At 72.1% G+C, this 18,704-nt stretch carries 16 protein-coding genes and 1 riboswitch; of the genes, 6 read left to right on the forward strand and 10 right to left on the reverse strand.

Annotation, left to right across the window (positions count from 1 at the left end):
* Positions 1–22: 22 nt before the first annotated feature.
* Positions 23–2,077: a calcium-binding protein gene (locus tag ACFYZ4_RS32095; RefSeq protein ID WP_390785509.1), complete on the reverse strand. Its 2,055-nt coding sequence runs from the start codon at positions 2,075–2,077 to the stop codon at positions 23–25.
* Positions 2,078–2,687: 610 nt separating this feature from the next.
* Between ACFYZ4_RS32095 and ACFYZ4_RS32100 the strand changes: the two genes are divergently transcribed.
* From ACFYZ4_RS32100 to kdpB, 3 genes are all read left to right on the forward strand, one after another.
* Positions 2,688–3,734 (forward strand): ATP-binding cassette domain-containing protein, encoded by a 1,047-nt coding sequence (locus ACFYZ4_RS32100; RefSeq protein ID WP_390785510.1) that lies wholly within the window; start codon positions 2,688–2,690, stop codon positions 3,732–3,734.
* Positions 3,731–4,522 (forward strand): ABC transporter permease, encoded by a 792-nt coding sequence (locus ACFYZ4_RS32105; RefSeq protein ID WP_384348977.1) that lies wholly within the window; start codon positions 3,731–3,733, stop codon positions 4,520–4,522. Before ACFYZ4_RS32100 ends, ACFYZ4_RS32105 begins: the two co-directional genes overlap by 4 nt.
* Before the next feature lie 789 nt (positions 4,523–5,311).
* Positions 5,312–7,462 carry a potassium-transporting ATPase subunit KdpB gene (gene kdpB / locus ACFYZ4_RS32110; RefSeq protein ID WP_390785511.1) on the forward strand — a complete coding sequence of 717 codons (2,151 nt, stop codon included), beginning with the start codon at positions 5,312–5,314 and terminating at the stop codon, positions 7,460–7,462.
* A 56-nt stretch (positions 7,463–7,518) separates the two neighbouring features.
* On the opposite strand, the gene ACFYZ4_RS32115 is transcribed toward kdpB, so the two are convergent.
* Complete coding sequence (locus ACFYZ4_RS32115; protein WP_351300861.1) at positions 7,519–7,806, reverse strand: hypothetical protein; 288 nt, start codon at positions 7,804–7,806, stop codon at positions 7,519–7,521.
* A 54-nt stretch (positions 7,807–7,860) separates the two neighbouring features.
* Here ACFYZ4_RS32115 and ACFYZ4_RS32120 point away from each other — a divergent pair, with 54 nt between their 5' ends.
* On the forward strand, positions 7,861–8,643 hold the full coding sequence (locus ACFYZ4_RS32120) for a MerR family transcriptional regulator (RefSeq protein WP_351300864.1): 783 nt from the start codon (positions 7,861–7,863) through the stop codon (positions 8,641–8,643).
* Here the strand turns inward: ACFYZ4_RS32120 and ACFYZ4_RS32125 are convergent.
* Entirely contained in the window at positions 8,567–9,427 is an 861-nt protein-coding gene (locus ACFYZ4_RS32125; RefSeq protein WP_351300867.1) for an NAD(P)H-binding protein, read from the reverse strand. The genes ACFYZ4_RS32120 and ACFYZ4_RS32125 overlap by 77 nt on opposite strands.
* On the reverse strand, positions 9,424–9,852 hold the full coding sequence (locus ACFYZ4_RS32130) for a nuclear transport factor 2 family protein (RefSeq protein ID WP_351300870.1): 429 nt from the start codon (positions 9,850–9,852) through the stop codon (positions 9,424–9,426). The genes ACFYZ4_RS32125 and ACFYZ4_RS32130 overlap by 4 nt, the downstream gene beginning before the upstream one ends.
* A gap of 92 nt (positions 9,853–9,944) precedes the next feature.
* Between ACFYZ4_RS32130 and ACFYZ4_RS32135 the strand changes: the two genes are divergently transcribed.
* Positions 9,945–10,556, forward strand: coding sequence for a TetR/AcrR family transcriptional regulator (locus tag ACFYZ4_RS32135; protein WP_351300873.1), 612 nt, complete (start codon positions 9,945–9,947; stop codon positions 10,554–10,556).
* Between the two features lie 64 nt (positions 10,557–10,620).
* Here ACFYZ4_RS32135 and ACFYZ4_RS32140 read toward each other — a convergent pair whose 3' ends face one another.
* The 3 genes from ACFYZ4_RS32140 to ACFYZ4_RS32150 all read right to left on the reverse strand — a co-directional run bounded on the left by ACFYZ4_RS32140 (position 10,621) and on the right by ACFYZ4_RS32150 (position 12,723).
* Entirely contained in the window at positions 10,621–11,070 is a 450-nt protein-coding gene (locus ACFYZ4_RS32140) for a hypothetical protein (protein ID WP_351300876.1), read from the reverse strand.
* Positions 11,057–11,509, reverse strand: coding sequence for an Ohr family peroxiredoxin (locus ACFYZ4_RS32145; RefSeq protein ID WP_351300879.1), 453 nt, complete (start codon positions 11,507–11,509; stop codon positions 11,057–11,059). Before ACFYZ4_RS32145 ends, ACFYZ4_RS32140 begins: the two co-directional genes overlap by 14 nt.
* A gap of 75 nt (positions 11,510–11,584) precedes the next feature.
* A riboswitch (guanidine-III (ykkC-III) riboswitch) is annotated at positions 11,585–11,642 on the reverse strand.
* A 58-nt stretch (positions 11,643–11,700) separates the two neighbouring features.
* Positions 11,701–12,723 carry an AraC family transcriptional regulator gene (locus ACFYZ4_RS32150; RefSeq protein WP_390785512.1) on the reverse strand — a complete coding sequence of 341 codons (1,023 nt, stop codon included), beginning with the start codon at positions 12,721–12,723 and terminating at the stop codon, positions 11,701–11,703.
* Positions 12,724–12,906: 183 nt separating this feature from the next.
* On the opposite strand from ACFYZ4_RS32150, the gene ACFYZ4_RS32155 reads away from it, so the two are divergent.
* Entirely contained in the window at positions 12,907–13,716 is an 810-nt protein-coding gene (locus tag ACFYZ4_RS32155; protein ID WP_351300885.1) for a type 1 glutamine amidotransferase domain-containing protein, read from the forward strand.
* A 46-nt stretch (positions 13,717–13,762) separates the two neighbouring features.
* Here the strand turns inward: ACFYZ4_RS32155 and xdhC are convergent, their stop codons facing one another.
* The 3 genes from xdhC to ACFYZ4_RS32170 are packed head-to-tail and all read right to left on the reverse strand — an operon-like array spanning position 13,763 to position 18,445.
* Positions 13,763–14,572, reverse strand: coding sequence for a xanthine dehydrogenase accessory protein XdhC (gene xdhC, locus ACFYZ4_RS32160; RefSeq protein ID WP_390785532.1), 810 nt, complete (start codon positions 14,570–14,572; stop codon positions 13,763–13,765).
* A 1-nt stretch (position 14,573) separates the two neighbouring features.
* On the reverse strand, positions 14,574–16,973 hold the full coding sequence (gene xdhB, locus ACFYZ4_RS32165) for a xanthine dehydrogenase molybdopterin binding subunit (RefSeq protein ID WP_351300888.1): 2,400 nt from the start codon (positions 16,971–16,973) through the stop codon (positions 14,574–14,576).
* Entirely contained in the window at positions 16,970–18,445 is a 1,476-nt protein-coding gene (locus ACFYZ4_RS32170; RefSeq protein WP_390785533.1) for a xanthine dehydrogenase small subunit, read from the reverse strand. The genes xdhB and ACFYZ4_RS32170 overlap by 4 nt, the downstream gene beginning before the upstream one ends.
* Between the last annotated feature and the right edge of the window lie 259 nt (positions 18,446–18,704).

Genomic DNA, 18,704 nt, shown 5'->3' on the forward strand with positions numbered 1-18,704 from the left:
ACCCGGATCCGGAAGAGACGGCCTACGGGCAGCTGATGCGGGCGTCGCCCGGGTCGGTCGTGCAGGTGTCGGTGCCGAGGCCGCCGTTCGCCGTGTCGTTGCCGGCGACGGCGTCCACCGTGTTGAGCCGGTCGTTGCCGTAGTACCCCAGCAGGGTGTCGTTCCCGGCGCCGCCGACCAGCGTGTCGTCGCCGTAGCCGCCGTCGATGTTGTCGTTGCCCGCGCCGCCGTGGACGGTGTCGTTGCCGTAGCCCGGGCGGATCGTGTCGTTGCCGCCGAGACCGCAGATCACGTCGGCGAAGTAGCCGCCGTTCAGGGTGTCCGCGCCGCTGGTACCGATGATCGTGCAGCCGCGGGCGTTGTTCACGGTGCTGTTCGCCGTGGCCCTGTCGTTGCCGGGCACCGGGTCGGTCTCCGCCGCGTCCGCCGTGGCGGTGTCGGAGAGGGTGCCGGTGCTGCGGGGCTCGGCCACCACGGTCACGGTGGCGGAGGCGCCGGCGGCGAGGGTGCCCAGGGTGCAGCTCGCGCTGGTGGCGGTCCTCGTGCAGCTGCCCTGGCCGGGCACGGCCGACAGGATGGTGCCGCCGGCTCCGGTGAGGGTGTCGGCCAGCGTGACCGCCGTCGCGGGGGTGGTGGTGCTGGTGTTGCGCACGGTCACCGTGTAGGTCGCCTGGTCGCCGATGCTGACGGTGCCGGGACCGGACACGGTGACGGCCAAGTCCGCACTCGGCGGAGGCGGCGGAGTGGTGCCGCCGCCCTCGTACCCGACCAGCGCGAAGTCCTCGCCCGCCCCGCCGCCGCCTGCGGCGACGAGCCTGCCGTCGGGCAGAAGCGCCACCGATTGGGCCAGGTCGGCGCCCCCGAGGTTCGTGGCGACCGAGCCGTCGCCCCCGCCGAAGCCCGTGTCCAGGCTGCCGTTGGTGAGGTAGCGGGCCAGCGCGAAGTCGCCGTTGCCGCCACCGACGGCGACGAGCTTGCCGTCGGACTGCTGGACCACGTCGTACGCCGAGCTGCCGCCCTGGGGCCCACCGAGGTTGGTGGTCACCCTGCCGTCGCCGTCGAAGGTGGTGTCGAGGGTGCCGCCGGCGTTGTAGCGGGCCAGCGAGAACACACCCGCACCGGAGCCGCCCACGGCCACGATCCTGCCGTCGGCCTGCACCGCCACGTCCTGGGCGGTGTCCATCGCCGCCAGGTCGGTGGTCACCCTGCCGTCGCCGCTGAAGCTCGTGTCCGGACTGCCGTCGGCGTTGTACCGGGCCAGCGCGAAGTCCCGTACGAGGCCCTCGGTCGTGTCGCCGGCGGCGACGATCCTGCCGTCGGCCTGCAGGGCCAGACCGTACGCCGTGCTGCCCTCCTGGAGACCTCCGAAGTCGGTGAACACCTTGCCGTCGCCGTCGAAGGTGGTGTCCAGGCTGCCGTCGAGGGCGTTGTACCGGGCCAGGGCGAACACCCCGCCGACCCCGCCGGCGGCGACGATCTTGCCGTCGGCCTGCACCGCCACGTCGGAGCCCTGGTCGGCGCCACCGCCCCCGAAGTCGGTGACCGCCTTGCCGTCGCCGTCGAAGGTCGTGTCCAGGCTGCCGTCCGGGTGGTAGCGGACCACCGTGAACCAGGCGATGCCGCCTTCGAGGTTCTCGCTGATGCCCACGACGACGATCTTGCCGTCGGCCTGGAGGGCGACGCCGTTGGCCGTGTCGGAGCCGCCCGCGATGTCGGTGGACACCCGTCCGCCGTTGCCGAACGTGGTGTCGAGGCTGCCGTCGGCGTTGTAGCGGACGGCCGCGAAATTGCCGATGAAGTCCGATGCGTCACCGCCCACGGCGACGATCTTGCCGTCGGGCTGCACCACCATGTCGGCGGCGGCTTCGGAGGCGCCGAGGTCGGTGGTCACGATCCCGTCGCCGCCGCCGAACGTGGGATCCGGATCGCCCGGGGCGGCCAGTGCCGCTCCCGGCAGGGCCACAGCGAGCGCCAGGCCGAGGGCCACCGCCACGCCGATCCGGTCGGCGCGGCGCCGGCGGCCGCCTCGCGCGACTCGTCCTCGAACCCTGCGCGCACCCCATGTGAATGTCGACATGCAGACCCCTCTGCCGCTGCTCGCCCTGGCTCGGTCACCCTTCGTGACGGGCCACAGCTTCCGGCCACTGCCGCGGCGGCACCTCGGCGGCTCGCCGGACGCGCACCGCCGGAGGCGGCGGTTCCACCCGACCGCCGTACAACGCCCAGGGCGCCGGCTGCCCGGCGGGTGTGTCGAATGGGTCGCTCCAGGCACGGAGTTGACGCTGGTGTGCCGCAGCCGCGACACCGCCGTGCGTCTCCGGACGGGTTTCGGTTGGCGGTGATGACCAGCTTGCCCCGGACGTGCCCGCGAGTGGACACCATGCTCAACGCGGTCCCGAAGGGCGACCCCGCGTGGGTCCGGCGTGACCCCGATGGTGCGTGTCACTCCCTCTCGCTAGTCGGTATTGCTAAGTACCGGTACCCGGCGTTACGTTGTACCGGTAGTCGGTAGCACTGAATAGCTCGGGGAGGAGGTGTTCCATGGTCGAGCTGGTCCACGCGGGGGTGCCGGATCGCGGATGTCCCGCCGGCCTGCCTCCTGCTCCCCGCTCATCGCCCGCGCAGAAGAGCAGTACTCAACTCATTGATTCGCTCGACCACTTCAATCCATCGAAACGGGAGGGCCCATGCCTTCATTTGTCATGCCCACATCCAAGCGCGGTGGCGGTCGCCCGTCGCCGGCCGCCGCCGTCTCCGCCGTCGGGCTGCGCAAGTCGTACGGCGACAAGCTCGTGCTCGACGGAGTCGACCTGACCGTCCCCGAAGGAACGGTCTTCTCCCTGCTCGGCCCGAACGGCGCGGGCAAGACGACCGCCGTGAAGATCCTCTCCACCCTCGTCTCCGCCGGTCCGGGCACCGGTGAGGTCCACGTCGGCGGCCACGATCTGGCCGCCGCCCCGCAGGCGGTGCGGGCCGCGATCGGTGTCACCGGGCAGTTCTCCGCGGTGGACGGGCTGATCACCGGCGAGGAGAACATGCTCCTGATGGCGGACCTGCACCACCTGTCCAAGCGCGAGGGACGGCGGGTCACGGCCGAGCTGCTGGAACGCTTCGACCTCGTCGAGGCCGCGAAGAAGCCCGCCTCCACCTACTCCGGCGGCATGAAGCGCCGCCTGGACATCGCGATGACCCTGGTCGGCAGCCCGCGGATCATCTTCCTCGACGAGCCGACCACCGGCCTCGACCCGCGCTCCCGGCACAACATGTGGCAGATCATCCGCGAACTCGTCACCGGCGGCGTCACCGTCTTCCTCACCACCCAGTACCTGGAAGAGGCCGACGAACTCGCCGACCGCATCGCCGTCCTCAACAACGGCAAGATCGTCGCCGAAGGCACCGCCGAAGAACTCAAACGACTCATCCCCGGCGGACACGTCCGCCTGCGCTTCGCCGACCCGGCCGCCCACCGCGCCGCCGCCCTCGCCCTCCCCGACACCACCCGGGACGACGAGGCCCTCTCCCTCCAGATCCCCAGCGACGGCAGCCAGCGCGAACTGCGCACCCTCCTCGACCGCCTGGACTCCGCCGGCATCGAAGCCGACGAACTGACCGTCCACACCCCCGACCTCGACGACGTCTTCTTCGCCCTCACCGGCAGCACCCACACCGCCGGCGCCCACACCATCCCCAACCAGCCCAGCCAGCCCAACCAGGCCAAGGAGAACCTCCGATGAGCTCCCTCACCCTCGCCCTCCGCGACTCCACCACCATGCTGCGCCGCAACCTCCTCCACGCGTGGCGCTACCCGTCCGGGACCCTGAACCTGCTGCTCACGCCGATCATGATGCTGCTGCTCTTCGTCTACATCTTCGGCGACGTGATGAGCGCCGGCATCGGTGGCGGCGGCGCCGACCGTTCCGACTACGTCGCGTACATCGTCCCGGGCATCCTGCTGATGACCATCGGCAGCACCGTGATCGGGGCCGCGGTCTACGTCTCCATGGACATGACCGAGGGCCTCATCGACCGCTTCCGGACGATGGCGGTCTACCGCGGCTCCGTGATCATCGGGCACGTCATCGGCAGCGTGCTGCAGTCGATCGCCAGCGTGGTCCTCGTCGGCGCCGTCGGCGTGGCCATCGGCTTCCGTTCCACCGACGCCACGGCCCTGGAGTGGCTGGCGGCGCTCGGGCTGCTCGCGCTGTTCGCCCTGGCGCTCACCTGGATCGCCGTCGGCATGGGCATGGCCAGCCCGAACCCCGAGGCGGCCGGCAACATGGCCATGCCGCTGATCCTCCTCCCGCTGATCTCCAGCGCCTTCATCCCGGCCGACACCATGCCGGGCTGGTTCCAGCCGATCGCCGAGTACCAGCCCTTCACACCGGCCATCGAGACCCTGCGCGGCCTGCTGCTCGGCACCGAGATCGGCAACAACGGGTGGATCGCGATCGGCTGGTGCGTGGCCCTGATCGCGCTCGGCTACCGCTGGTCGATGGCGCGCTTCAACCGCGACCCGGAATGACCGCGCGGGCTCCCTCCCGCAGCTCCTCCGGCTCGTCCCGTTCCGGTGGCCTACGGGGTGGCGGTGGGCGGGAGGGAAGGCCAGGGTGCGGGGCTGCTCGAGGGCGAGGGCCGGGAGAAGTCGTACGGCGCCGGGCTCCACGGGGTGGTGGCGGGCGTGGGCGAGGGCTTGAAGGGTCCGGCCCGGTTGGCCATGAGGAACGCCCTGGTCGTCAGGGCTGCGTCAAAGATCGACTCGCGTGCGGAAGGAACCCGTCAAGGAGTGCTGTCAGGGTCGTCGGCCGGGCGCAGAGTGGTGGGGCGACGGACCGGGAGACGGACCGGCGGCACGCGGCACGTGGCTCGTGGGCGGTGACCTGAACATCGCCCGGAGCAGCAGCACATGGTCCCACCGTGGGGGTACGGACCGGTGCCACCGCGTGCCGGTCATCTGTCGCACAACACATGAGCCGTCCGGCTCTCCGGTGTGGGGATACCGGGGGCCGGGCGGCTCGAGTGTGCTGCCCGAGCGTGCGGTTCGCATTGACGGGCCCTTGGCGGCGGCTTGACGCGGCTCGTACGCCGCCGTCAAGAAGGTGGCAATTCCCCGGACCGGATGGCGGATGCCTCCGGAACGGGCAGTAGCTTCCTGCCTGTTGCGCCGCCGGGGAAGATCGAATGTCCATAGGACGGCCGAGGGGGTCGATGGAGACAGTCCCCGGCGGCGACACCCACTCGCACCGCTTCACCCGCACCTGCCCCTTGCCCGAGGGGGGTGCCCAGCCGAATCCACGAGCCAGAAGGTCGCTTCATGTCTCCCGCCACCGCGCACCACGTTCCTCCGGGTCTCGGGACCCCTCCGCGGACTCCGGCCGACCGGCCGTCCCGGAAACGTTCCGGTCAGGTGAACATGCTGGAGCCGGAGCTCCTGGCGGCATCGGCCTGGGAAGCCGTGGGCAAGCTCCACCCGCGTGAGCTGGTGAAGAAGCCGGTGCTGTTCGTCGTCGCGGTCGGATCCGTGCTCACCACGCTGTCGGCGCTCATCCACCCGTCCGTCTTCACCTGGGTGATCAGCGCCTGGCTCTGGCTGACGGTCCTCTTCGCCAACCTCGCCGAGGCGGTCGCCGAGGGCCGCGGCCGCGCCCAGGCGGCATCGCTGCGCAAGGCACGGACCGACACGGTCGCGGTCCGCCTCGAACACTGGACGTACGGGACGAACCTGCGCCACGCCGAGACCGAAATGGTGACCCCCGCCGAGCTGCGGCCCTTCGACTTCGTCCTCGTCGAGGCGGGGGAGCTGATCCCCGCCGACGGGGACGTGGTCGACGGAGCGGCCATGGTGGACGAGTCCGCCGTCACCGGTGAATCGGCGCCCGTGCTGCGGGAGTCGGGAGGCGACAAGTCCGGGGTCACGGGCGGTACGACCGTGCTGTCCGACTCGATCGTCGTACGTGTCAGCTCGCGCCCCGGCAACAGCTTCATGGACCGGATGATCGCGCTGGTCGAAGGCGCGTCCCGGCAGAAGACGCCGAACGAGATCGCACTGAACATCCTGCTGGCCGCCCTCACGGTGATCTTCATCCTGATCGTGGTCAGCCTCCAGCCGATGGCCTCGTACGCGGGCGCCGCCCAGTCGACGACCGTGCTGGTCGCCCTCCTCGTCACCCTCATCCCCACGACCATCGGGGCGTTGCTCTCCGCGATCGGCATCGCGGGCATGGACCGTCTCGTCCAGCGCAACGTCATCGCGATGAGTGGCCGCGCCGTCGAGGCGGCCGGGGACGTGAACACCCTCCTCCTCGACAAGACCGGCACCATCACCCACGGCAACCGGGAAGCCGGGGCCTTCATCCCGCTCCCCGGAATCGACCAGATCAAGCTCGCGGACGCCGCCCAGCTGTCCTCGCTCGCCGACGAGACCCCCGAGGGCCGGTCCGTCGTGGACCTGGCGCTGCGGTACGGGCTTCAGCCCGTCGCCCGGGAGACCCTGAGCAACCCCCTCTTCACCGAGTTCAGCGCCCGCACCCGCATGAGCGGCATCAACCTGAGCTGGGACAACGGCGCCGGCTGCGCCATCCGCAAGGGCGCGGTCAAGCAGGTCTGCGAATGGGTGGAGGCCCGGGGAGGGACCGTACCGCCCGAGGCCGTCGCATGGTCGGCCTCCGTGTCCGAGTCCGGGGGCACCCCGCTGCTGGTGGCGGTCCACGACTGGGACGGGCCGCGGGTCCTCGGCATCATCCACCTCAAGGACGTCGTCAAAGAGGGCATCCGGGAGCGGTTCGCCGAACTGCGCAGCATGGGTATCCGTACGGTCATGGTGACCGGGGACAACGAACTGACGGCCCGGGCCATCGCGCAGGAGGCGGGCGTCGACGAGTACCTGGCCGAGGCCACGCCCGAGGACAAGATGGCCCTCATCCAGCGGGAGCAGGCCGGCGGCAAGCTGGTCGCCATGACGGGTGACGGTACGAACGACGCCCCGGCGCTCGCGCAGGCCGATGTCGGTGTCGCGATGAACACGGGTACCTCGGCCGCCAAGGAGGCCGGGAACATGGTGGACCTGGACTCCAATCCGACCAAGCTCATCGACATCGTGGAGGTCGGCAAGCAGCTCCTCATCACCCGAGGAGCCCTGACCACCTTCTCGATCACGAACGACGTCGCGAAGTACTTCGCGATCATCCCCGCCATGTTCGCCGCCGCCTACCCGGGGCTCGGCGCGCTCAACATCATGGGGCTGAGCAGCCCGACTTCCGCCATCACCTCGGCGATCATCTTCAACGCCCTGATCATCATCGCGCTGATCCCGCTCGCCTTGCGCGGCGTCCGCTACAAGCCCGCCTCCGCGCACGACCTCCTGCGCCGCAACCTCGGTGTCTACGGCCTCGGCGGCCTCATCCTGCCGTTCATCGGCATCAAGGTCATCGACCTGGTGGTGTCCACCATCCCCGGCCTCGGGTGAGGACCGCGGTCATCGGGTGAGACGGACCGGCGGTGTGGGGCGCGCCGGTCCGCTCCTCACTCCCGAGGTCCGTCGGACGGTGCCCGCAGCAGCCGGTCCAGCTCGTTCCCGGCTTCCTCGTACCCGGCGTCCGAGATCCGTTGCAGCTCGCGCAGGTCGCCGGAGGCGACCGCGCGGCGGGTCAGCAGGAAGCCGGCGCGAGCGGACCCCTCGTCCAGGAGTTCACTCAGCTGGTCGACCTCGTCCTCCGCGTCGGCCAGGTCGGCCAGCCGGTCCAGGGCAGCCTCGTTGCCTTCGTCGGCCAGCTCGCGCAACGTCTCACGATCAACATTCATGTGTGCCATGGCCCCATGCTGCAACCCTGCCCCAGGGGAAGGGTCAAGTGGGACGATGGTGGGATGATCACCATTGGGCAGCTGGCCGGGTACGTCGGCGTGTCGGTCAAGACCATCCGCGTCTATCACGACAAGGGCCTGCTTCCCGAGCCCGAACGTGACGCGTCCGGCTACCGGCGGTACGGCGCCCAGGACGCCATCGACCTGATCAAGATCCGGACGCTCGCCGAATCAGGCGTCCCGCTGGCCCGCATCCGGGACCTGCGCGCGGCGACGCCCGAGGAGTTCGGGCAGGCGCTGCGCGAGATCGACGACGAGCTCAGGGTGCGCATCCGCGGCCTGCGGGCCACACAAGGGCGCCTGCGCCGGCTCGCCGCCGGGCGTCTGGCGCCCCTGCCCGAGGGCGTCGCCACCCATCTGGAGCACCTGGCCTCGTGGGGGTTCACGCCTCGCTGGGTGGACCTGCAGCGCGACCTGTGGATCCTGGTGTTCGCCACCCATGCGGAGCACGCGGACGCACTTTTCCGCGATCAGGCCCGGACCTTGGCCGATCCGGAGCCACGGCAGCTCTTCCTCGACTACGACCGGGCGTACGACCTCGACGTCGACGACCCCCGCGTCGAGGACCTCGCCCACCGGATCGCCGCGGCCACCCGGGCCCGCTACGGACCCGACGAACCGGCCTGGCTGGGAGCGGAATCCGACATCCCCGCCCTCGTCCAGGGCACCGTCAACGAGTCCTCCCCGGCGTGGCGGCGGCTCGACACGCTCATCCGCGCAGAACTGGCCCGGCCCGCAGCTCCCGTTCGGCGACCACCCGGAACGGGTTCGGCGGGCGGCCGGTGAGGCGCTCGACGGTGTCGGTGGTGCGGTCCTCGGCCCCCTCGGCGATGGCGCGGTCCATCGCGGCCAGCATCGCGGCGAACTCCGCCGGTATCACCGCGGCCAGCCGGTCGCGCATGTCCTCGTAGGCCAGGCGGTGGTGGACCACCGGGCGGCCGGTGACCTGGGTGACGATCGCGGCGATGTCGTCGTGGCCGAGTGCCTCCGGGCCGGTCAGGACCAGGTCGGCGTTGGGTGCCCGGTCGTCCGTCAGGGCGCGTACGGCGACGGCGGCGATGTCGTCGGCGTCGACGAAGCCGACCCGGCCGGTCCCGGCCGCCGTCCGGATGAGCCCTTCGGCGCGAATGCTGTCGGCGTGTGCGTGCGTGCCGGTGAAGTTCTGCATGAACCAGGAGGGCCGCAGGACCGCCCACTGCTCGAACAGGCCGGGCAGCGCCCGGTGCACCGCCCCCACCGCCGGGCCGCCCTCGGGGATGGCCGAGGAGCTGAGGAGGACGGCGCGGCGTACGCCGGCGGCGCGGGCCTCCCGGAGGAAGGGCAGCATGACCGCGGCCGGGTCCGGATCGCCGACGGGCGGGACGAGGTAGGCGCGGTCGACCCCGTCGAGGGCGTCGCCGAAGGTGGTGGCGTCGTACCAGTCGAAGCGGACCGGGTCCGCTCCCGGGAGCGGGGTGGCTCGACGGCCGGCCGCCCGGACCCGGTGGCCGGCGGCGATCAGCTGCGCGGCGGTCCGGCCGCCGGTGGTGCCGGTGGCACCGATGACCAGGGTGGTTCCGGTGGGGTTCATCGGGCGCCGCTCCCCGTGAAGTCCGTCCCGGCCGCCTGGACGGCGAGGGGGTTCCAGTAGTCGCGGTAGGAGGTGAACCGTCCGTCCCGGACGGTCACGACGGCGATGTACGTCATGTCGAAGGGGCTGTCCGTCGCGACGAGGCGGCCCACACCGCGCATCTCGACCACGATGGTCCCGGCCTCGGTGCTCTCGTGGATCCGTACGTCGGGGAAGTCGTGCAGGTCGATGTGGTCGGGGTAGTCGCGCATGTAGGCGGCGATGGCTTCCCGGCCGTCCAGCCGTGCGGGCCATCCCGGGGGAGCGAAGGGGAACTCCATCACGCCCTCGTCGGCCCAGAGGCCGACCCAGCCGGGAATGTCCTTGGCCAGGAGCAGGCGCAGGCCGTGGCGGTACAGATCCGCCGGTGCGGTGGTCGTGGGCATGGGGGTACTCCGTCCCGTACGATACGGACCAGCGGTCCGTTTCTTCGGTGAACGATACGGACCGCCGGTCCGCATTGCAACCGGAGGAATCGATGACCGAACAGCGCAGCCCCCGCAAGGACGCGGCCCGCAACCGGGCAGCCGTCTTCGCCGCCGCCGACGAGCTCTTCACCCACTGCCGGAGCCCCGAGGACGTGACGATGGCCGATATCGCGGCAGCGGCGGGCGTCGGCAAGGGAACGCTCTTCCGTGCCTTCGGCGACCGCACCGGGCTGATCGGCGCGCTGTACGAGGCACGGCTCGAACCGGTCAGGAGCGCCGTCGAGGACGGTCCGCCACCGCTGGGGCCCACCACCCCGCCGCGCCGGCGCGTGCCCGCCCTGCTGGACGCCGTCCTGTGCTTCAAGCTCGACAACCGCCACCTCGCGCTCGCCCTGGAGGGAACCGGCGCGGACAGCCCCTACCGGACGGCGCACTACGAGCGGTGGCACGCCCTGCTCCGGGACCTGCTGGAGCAGATCCCGGGCCCGGCCGACACCGGCTTCACCGCCCACGCCCTGCTCGCCGCCACCCGGGCCGACCTCGTCGCCTACCTGGTCGGAGACAAGGGGGTGCCGCGCGAGGAACTGCGCGCGCAGCTGGCGGAGTTCACTGCCGGGGTCCTCGACACCCGCACGCGACGGGACTCGTCCGACGCACCGTGACGCCGGCGCGCGGGGAGCCGACGCACCGTGACGCCGGCGGCCGGGCACGGCGCCCCTCGCGGAGTCACAGCCGCCAGTACGTACCCGTACGGGAGTCGACGTGCACCACGTGCCGGCCGACGCGCACCACGTGGTGGTCAGGGCCGGACCAGGAGCCGGTGACACCGTCGGCGCCGGGCAGCGGGGTCCAGACCTCCAGGAAGGTGCCGCCGTCCGGGTTGGTGCCCCACTCGACGAGGTCCGCACCCTCCCGCCGGAAGGTGCCGGTGTCCTCGCCGGGCTCGCCCGTGACGTGGTGGAAGCGCACCCGGGAGCCGTCGAAGGACGTCGTACCGGCGAAGCCCCGGCTGTCGGCGTAGTACGGCCCGGCCTGCAGCCACACCACTTCGTCGTCCTCGATCAGGGGCCCGCCGTCGCGGCTGATGCCGCGCCGCAGCCAGGCGCCGTACTCGGGCACCGGGATGCCGGGTCCGCCCGGGACGGGACCCGCCGGCACCGGCTCAGGCGCGGTCATCGGCGGCGGGGTCGTCCACGGCCAGCAGCGTCAGCGGTACGTTGCCGCGTACGGCCTGGGAGTAGGGGCAGACCGCGTCCGCGCGGTGCAGCAGCGGCTGGAGGTCCACCGCCCGCCACCCCGGCAGGCTGACGGTGAGGGCCACCGCGAGGCCGTAGCCCGCGGGCGTGTCCGTGGTGCCGAGCCGCACTTCGCAGGCCACGCGCGCGGCGGTGGCGTCCGCCCCGAACTCGGCGGCGACCTCCGCGAGCGCGGAGGTGAAGCAGGCGGCGAAACCGGCCGCGAACAGCTGCTCCGGGTTGGTGGTCCCGGGGACCTTCTTGCGCGGCGGGGCGAGGCGGACGTCCAGGCGCCCGTCGTCCGTGCGGACGGACCCGGTACGGCCTCCCGCGGCATGCGCGGTCGTCCGGTACAGGCTGCTGGTGAGTGGCACGGTCATGGCGTTCGGCCCATCCTGCTCGACGAGGACGCTGCCCGGGTGCGGACAGCGTAAGGCGCTGCTCGTGCAGCATCTCGCGCGTCGTCGTGCGTGACCGGGTACGGCGCATCTCGTCCGGGGCCTTGGAGCCGGCCGCCGGACAATCTAGCAACGGAGGCGTTCGGCCGGCGCCCCGCCCGCGGTGAGGTGCCTCACCCGCGGCCGGCCCCGTCACGATCCGGGGGCGCGGGCCGGCGCCGGACGCGGTACGCCCCGGGAGGCATGCCCTCCCACCGGGTGAAGGCGCGGACCAGGGCCGTCGCGCCGCTCAGGCCGACGAGAGGGGCGATCCGGTCCAGCGGCAGGGGCGTGGTCTCCAGCAGCCGCCTGGCCCGGCCGTGTCGGGCCGAGTCGAGGAGGGCGCGCCACGACGTGCCCTCGGCGTGCAGGGCCCGGCGCAGGGTCCGGACGCTCAGGCTGAGCTCCTTGGCGGGGCCCCCGGGGCCCGCGTCCTCGAGCGCGGCGTGTTCCAGCCACTGCCGCACGTGCTCGGCCACGGTCGGGGCCGCGGACAGCCGGTGCAGGAGCCGGTCGGCGTAGGCCCGGTGCAGGGAGTTGAGCGCCGGATCGTAGAGGGGGCGGCGCCGGTCGAGGTCCTCGTCGGCGACCGTGATCGCGGTCTCCGGGGAGTCGAAGGTGACGGGGCAGCCGAAGACGCGGGCGTAGGGCTCGGCCGAGCCCGCCCGGGGGTGGGCGAACGACACGGCCAGGGGCGCCCAGTCGTCGCCGGCGATCCAGCGGGCCGCCCGCACCATGATGCTGACGACCGCCTCCACCTGCTGGGGGTGCATGGTGGCCGGGGCGACGGTCGGCCGGTAGCGGATCCGGCCGACGCCCCCGCCGCGGTGCAGGGTCACCGTGCCCGCCTGGCTCACCAGCGGGTGGTAGCGCTCGGCCGCCCGCGCGGCGTCCGCGAGGCTGGCGCAGGTGAGGACGAGGTGACCCAGGATGTGCAGGCCTTCGGGCCGGATGCGGGCGCCCACGAGGAGCCCGGTGTGCGGGCCGGCATCCCCCGCGTCGAGCACCGTGTCCCAGAGCGCGCGCATCTCGCCGTACTCCAGCCGGTCCGTGGGCAGGGCCCAGGAACCGGACGACCCGCTTTCGCCCTCGGCCGTCGCGTTCAGGACGGCGAGGGCGTAACACGCGGTGACGGAGGGCGACTCGGTGGCGGACACGGCCGCCAGTCAATGCGGGCACACCATCCCCGTCAACACCGTCCGGGGGACGCCAGCGGCGGATGGGTCCGGAGAACGGGTCCGGGGAGCGGGTTCGGGGAGTCAAGGGATTGGCCGCCGGAGTCAATGACGGCGCCGCAAACCGCTCCTAAGGTCGGCCTTCGGACACCGAGGGAGTACACCGTGATCCTCTTCCTGCTTCCCGCAGGCGACTACGACCCCACCGAGGCGGCGGTGCCCTGGGCCGCGCTGCGGGACGCCGGCTTCGAGGTGCGGTTCGCCACCCCCGGCGGGAAGGTCGCGCTCGCCGACCCCCGGCTCACGGACCTCGGGTTCTCCTGGCTGTCGCCCTGGCTGATGACCCGCCGCGCCGAACTGGCCGCCTACCGGCGCCTCACCGAGGACCCCCACTTCCTCGCCCCCTCCTCGTACGCGCAGTCCGCGGAACACGCGGAGTCCGCAGCGTCCGCGGAAGCGGACCCGGCCGCCTTCACGGGCCTTTTCGTACCCGGCGGCCACGCCGCGGGCATGCGGACGCTGCTCGAGGACGCCACCGCCCAGCAGCTGTTCGCCCGGCTCTTCACCCGGGGGCTGCCGGTGGGAGCGGTCTGCCACGGCGTGCTGCTCGCGGCCCGGGCCAAGGATCCCGCCACCGGGCGCTCGGTCCTCCACGGCCGGCGGACGACCGCTCTGACGTCCCTGCTGGAGCTGACCGGATGGAACCTCACCCGGCTCTGGCTGGGGCGCTACTACCGCACGTACCGCACCACCGTGCAGCAGGAGGTCACCGCGGCGCTCGCCGACCCGCGCCACTTCCTCGCCGGCCCGCCGCTGCCGCTGCGCGACACCGCCGCCCGGCCCGGACGCGGCTTCACCGTCAAGGACGGCAACTACGTCTCCGCGCGGTGGCCCGGCGACTGCCACCGCCTGGCGGCCGACTACCTGGCCCTGGTCCGCGCCCATGCGGCGGGAGCGGTGCACCGGGCGGGTTGAGCCGGACGAGGGGGTGCCCCCGGCACGTGCGGCCCGGGGGCACCCCTCAGGACCCGGCGCGTTCGAAGGTCCGGAGCAGGTCCGCCGCCACGCTCAACGCGATCGTGGCGGGTTCCTTGCCGGCGATCCCGGGGATTCCGATCGGGGTCTTGATCCGATCGATGGCGGTGGTGTCGTGGCCGCCCTCGGTGGCCAGGCGCCGGCGGAACCTCGCCCATTTGGCGGCCGAGCCGATCAGCCCGATCGAGCCGAGACCGGCGGTGCGCAACGCGGCGTCGCACAGCGCGGCGTCCTCGGCGTGATCGTGGGTCATGATCAGTACGTGGGTGCCGGGCGGCAGCTCCCCGAGCACCTCCTCCGGCAGCAGCGGGGTGTGGTGCACGTGGATCTGCGCCACCGCATCCGCGAGCACGCCGAGCCGTTCGCCAGTGAGCATGTCGGGGCGGGAGTCGATCAGGTGCAGATCGAGGTGCTGGCGGGCCAGGATGCGGGCCAGCTCCAGACCGACGTGCCCGACGCCGAAGACCGCCACCGCCTCGACCACCGGCAGCGGTTCGAGCAGGACGGTGACGGCTCCGCCGCAGCACTGCACGCCGTGGGGGCCGGTGACCTTGTCGTTGAGGGCGAACTCCATGAGTTCCGGCTCCGGGCGGGCCGCGCCGGTCAGCTCGCGCGCCCGGTCGATGGCGACGGCCTCGATGTTGCCGCCGCCGATCGACCCCCAGGTCTCGGTCCGCCCCACGAGGAGCTTGGCCCCGGCCCGGCGGGGCGCATGCCCGCGGACGGTCGCCACGGTCACGAGCACGCCGGGTTCCCGGCGTTCCCGCAACCGCGCGACCGCGGCCACCCACGTCATGTCAGGCATGACTCAAGGCACTTGCTCCGGCGGGGACCTCGCCGGCGCCGGGAGCGCGACCGTCGTGCCGCGCACCGCCCCCGCGGACCGCTTCGATCGCCCAGTACACCGCCTCCGGTGTGGCGGGGGAGGCGAGTTCCACGCTGACTCCGGCGGGCCCGAATTCCCCGGCCGCCTGCCGCAGGGCTTCCCGCACCGAGAACGCCAGCATCAGCGGAGGCTCACCCACCGCCTTGGACCCGTAGACCGCGCCCTCCTCGGTGGCGTTCTCCAACAGCCTGACGTGGAACTCCTCGGGCATCTCCGAGAAGCTCGGCAGCTTGTACGTGCTCGCGGCCTGGGTCAGCAGCCGGCCGCGGTTCGGCCCGTCTCCGGCGTCCCACCGCAGGTCCTCCAGCGTCAGCCAGCCGGCGCCCTGCACGAACCCGCCCTCGACCTGACCGATGTCGATCATCGGGGAGAGGCTGTCGCCGACGTCGTGCACGATGTCCACCCGACGGATCCGGTACGCGCCGGTGAACCCGTCCACCTCCACCTCGGTCGCGGCGGCGCCGTAGGAGAAGTACTTGAACGGGGAGCCCTGGAAGGCCTTCGCGTCCCAGTGCAGGCCCTCGGTCCGGTAGAAACCGGCCGCCGACAACTGGACCCGCTGGAAGTACGCGGTGCGCACCAGCTCGTCCCAGGCCAGCTCCTTGTCGTTGCCGAGGACGCGCGCGACGCCCTCGACGATGCGCACGTCCGAGGCGTTCGCACCCAGCTGGGTGCCGGCCACCCGCGACAGCCGCTCGCGGATCTGCTCGCAGGCGTTCTTCACCGCCGCGCCGTTGAGGTCCGCCCCGGCACTGGCGGCGGTGGCGGAGGTGTTGGGCACCTTGTCCGTGCGGGTCGGGGCCAGCCGCACCTTGTGCAGCGGGATGCCCAGCGTGGTCGCGGCCACCTGGAGCATCTTGGTGTGCAGGCCCTGCCCCATCTCGGTGCCGCCGTGGTTGATCAGGACCGAGCCGTCCTTGTAGACCAGCACCAGCGCGCCGGCCTGGTTGAAGGCGGTGAGGTTGAACGAGATGCCGAACTTGATCCCGGTGATCGCGAGCGCCCGCTTGGTGTGCGGGTGCGCGGCGTTGAAAGCCGCGATCTCCTGCCTGCGATCGGCGAGGGCGGCGTCCTCCCGGACCTGCCGCCAGACGGTGGAGATCCGTTCGGGGTGCAGGACCGGCTGTCCGTACGGCGTCGACTGGCCCTGCCGGTAGAAGTTGCGTTCGCGCAGCTCCATCGGATCCAGGCCGAGCAGCGGAGCGCACCGGCCCATGATGTCCTCGATCACCAGCATGCCCTGCGGTCCGCCGAAACCGCGGAAGGCGGTGTTGGAGACCTTGTTGGTCCTGGCGATGCGTCCGGCGATGCGCGCGTGCGGGATCCAGTACGTGTTGTCGATGTGGCACAGCGCGCGGGCCACCACCGGCTCGGACAGGTCCAGGCTCCAGCCGCCGTCCGCGGTCAGGGTGGCGTCCAGGGCCTGGATGTGGCCCTCCGAGTCGAAGCCGATCTTCCATGTGGCGTGGAACCCGTGGCGCTTGCCCGACATGGTCAGGTCCTGGGTCCGGTTGAGCCGCACCCGGACCGGCCGGCCGGTCAGCCTCGCGCCGAGAGCGGCGATGGCTGCGAACCCGTGCGGCTGCATCTCCTTGCCGCCGAAGCCGCCCCCCATCCGCAGGCACTGCACGGTCACCTCGTGGCTGTGCAGCCCGAGGACGTGCGCGACGATCTCCTGTGTCTCCGAGGGGTGCTGGGTGCTGCTCTGGACGAACATCTGCCCGTTCTCGTCGACGAGGGCCAGCGCCGCGTGCGTCTCGAGATAGAAGTGTTCCTGATCGGAGAACTGGAACTCGCCGGTGAACACGTGCGCGGAGTCGGCGAAGCCGGCGTCGACGTCACCGGTCACCATCACGGGCCGGGCGCCGTGGAAACTCTCCGCCGCGATCGCCTCCCGCAGCGTGATCACGGAGGGCTTCTCGTCGAGTTCCACCTCGACGGCCGCCGCCCCGAGCCGGGCCGCCTCCAGGGTCTCGCCGAGCACCCAGGCGACGGCGTGGCCGTGGAACATGACCTCGTCGGGGAAGAGCGGTTCGTCGTGCTTCATGCCGGCATCGTTGACGCCGGGTACGTCGGCACCCGTCAGCACGCGGACCACACCGGGCACGGCGAGCGCGGGCCCGGTGTGCAGCGCGGTGATCCTGCCGTGGGCCTTCATGACCTGGACCGGGTGGGCGTGCAGGACGTCCTTGGTGCGGTGGACCAGATCGTCGGTGTACAGCGCGGCGCCGGTGACGTGCAGGTTGGCGCTCTCGTGTGGCATCGAAAGCCCGACGACAGGCTTTTCGGGGCGCTCGGACAACTGGCTCATGACGACACCGCCTCGGTGGTTCGCGCGTACAGCTTCAACAGGCTCTGGCCGAGCATCGCGGAGCGGTAGCCGGCGCTGGCGCGGTGGTCGTCCATCGGGGTGCCCTCGTCCCGCAGCACCCGGGCCGCGGCCTCGACGGTCTCCGCCGTCCACCGCTCGCCCTCCAGGGCCGCCTCGGCGGCGAGGGCGCGGATCGGGGTGGCGGCCACGCCGCCCAGGCCGATGCGTGCCTTGCGTACGGTCCCGTCCTCGATGTCGAGCGCGAAGGCGACCGCCACGCTGGAGATGTCGTCGAAGCGCCGTTTGGCGATCTTGTGGAAGGCCGTGACCGGCGACAGCGGCAGCGGGACGCGCACCGCGCGGATCAGCTCGCCGGGGCGGCGCACGCTCTGCCGGTAGCCGGTGAAGTAGTCGGAGAGGGGGACCTCGCGGTCACCGTCGACGCCGGCGAGCACCACCGACGCCTCCAGCGCGAGCAGGACCGGCGGGCTGTCACCGATGGGGGAGCCGGTACCGAGGTTGCCGCCGAGGGTGGCGCTGTTGCGGATGAGCCGGGAAGCGAACTGGGGGAACAGCTCTGCCAGCAGGGGGACGCCGCCGTCGAGGCGGCGTTCGATCTCGGTGAGCGTCTGCGCCGCCCCGATCTCGATGTGGCCGGACTCGACGCGCAGTTCCCGCAGTTCGGGCAACCGGTCCACAGCGATCACACAACCGGCGCGTCGGGAGCGGATGTTCACCTCCACGCCCCAGTCGGTGCTGCCGGCGACGACCACCGCGTCGGGCCGCTCGCGCAGCAGCCGCAGCGCATCGGACAGGGTGCCCGGCCGCAGGAACGCGCTGTCGTCCCGGGTGTATTCGGTGGCGACGGGTGCGGGCGGGGACTGCTCGCGGCGCTGCGCCAGGGGGTCGTTCTCGGCGGGCGTGCCGACGGCGAAGGCGGCATCGCGGATCGGGCGGTAGCCGGTGCAGCGGCACAGGTTTCCGCTCAGCGCGTGCAGATCGAAACCGTTCGGACCGTGCTCGGAGTCGGTGCCGTCGGCCGCGGCTCCCTCCGCCTTCGGGTGCGCGCAGCGGTCGGGCCGGTAGTACTCGGAGGCCATGCTGCAGATGAACCCCGGTGTGCAGTACCCGCATTGGGAGCCGCCGCGGACGGCCATCTCCTCCTGTACGGGGTGCAGTACGGCCGGCTCGCCGGACGCGCCGGCGGTGGCGAGGCCTTCGGAGGTGATGACCTCCTGGCCGTCGAGCGCCGCGACCGGGACCAGGCAGGCGTTGACCGCCACCCAGTCCGTGGGCTTGTTCACCCCGGGCCGGGCCACCAGGACCGAGCAGGCGCCGCACTCACCCTCGGCGCAGCCCTCCTTGGTGCCGGTCAGTCCGCGCTCGCGCAGGAAATCAAGCACCGTGGTGTGGGGTGCGGCCGGTGAGATCGGTGCTTCTTTCCCGTTGACCGTGATAATCGCCATGTGCAGGAGCTTTCTCTCTTCGTGGTCGCGGCTCGGCAGACCGGAGCGCGACACATCGGCACACAACGAAGTGCCGTGAGTGATGACAGAGATGAGAAGGTGCCGGGGCCACGAGCGGGCACGCCGGTGAGGGGGCTGTTCAGCAGCCGTGTGCCACACGACCCGGAGCCCAGGCGATCTGGTGTGCGGGGCGAGGCAGTTCGGAGAGGGTCGACATCCGGCTTCGCCTCCTTCCAGCAGCTCATGGGCGGGTGCGGTCGAAGCT

It is taken from the genome of Streptomyces sp. NPDC001513, from assembly GCF_042894695.1.
Classification (GTDB): domain Bacteria; phylum Actinomycetota; class Actinomycetes; order Streptomycetales; family Streptomycetaceae; genus Streptomyces.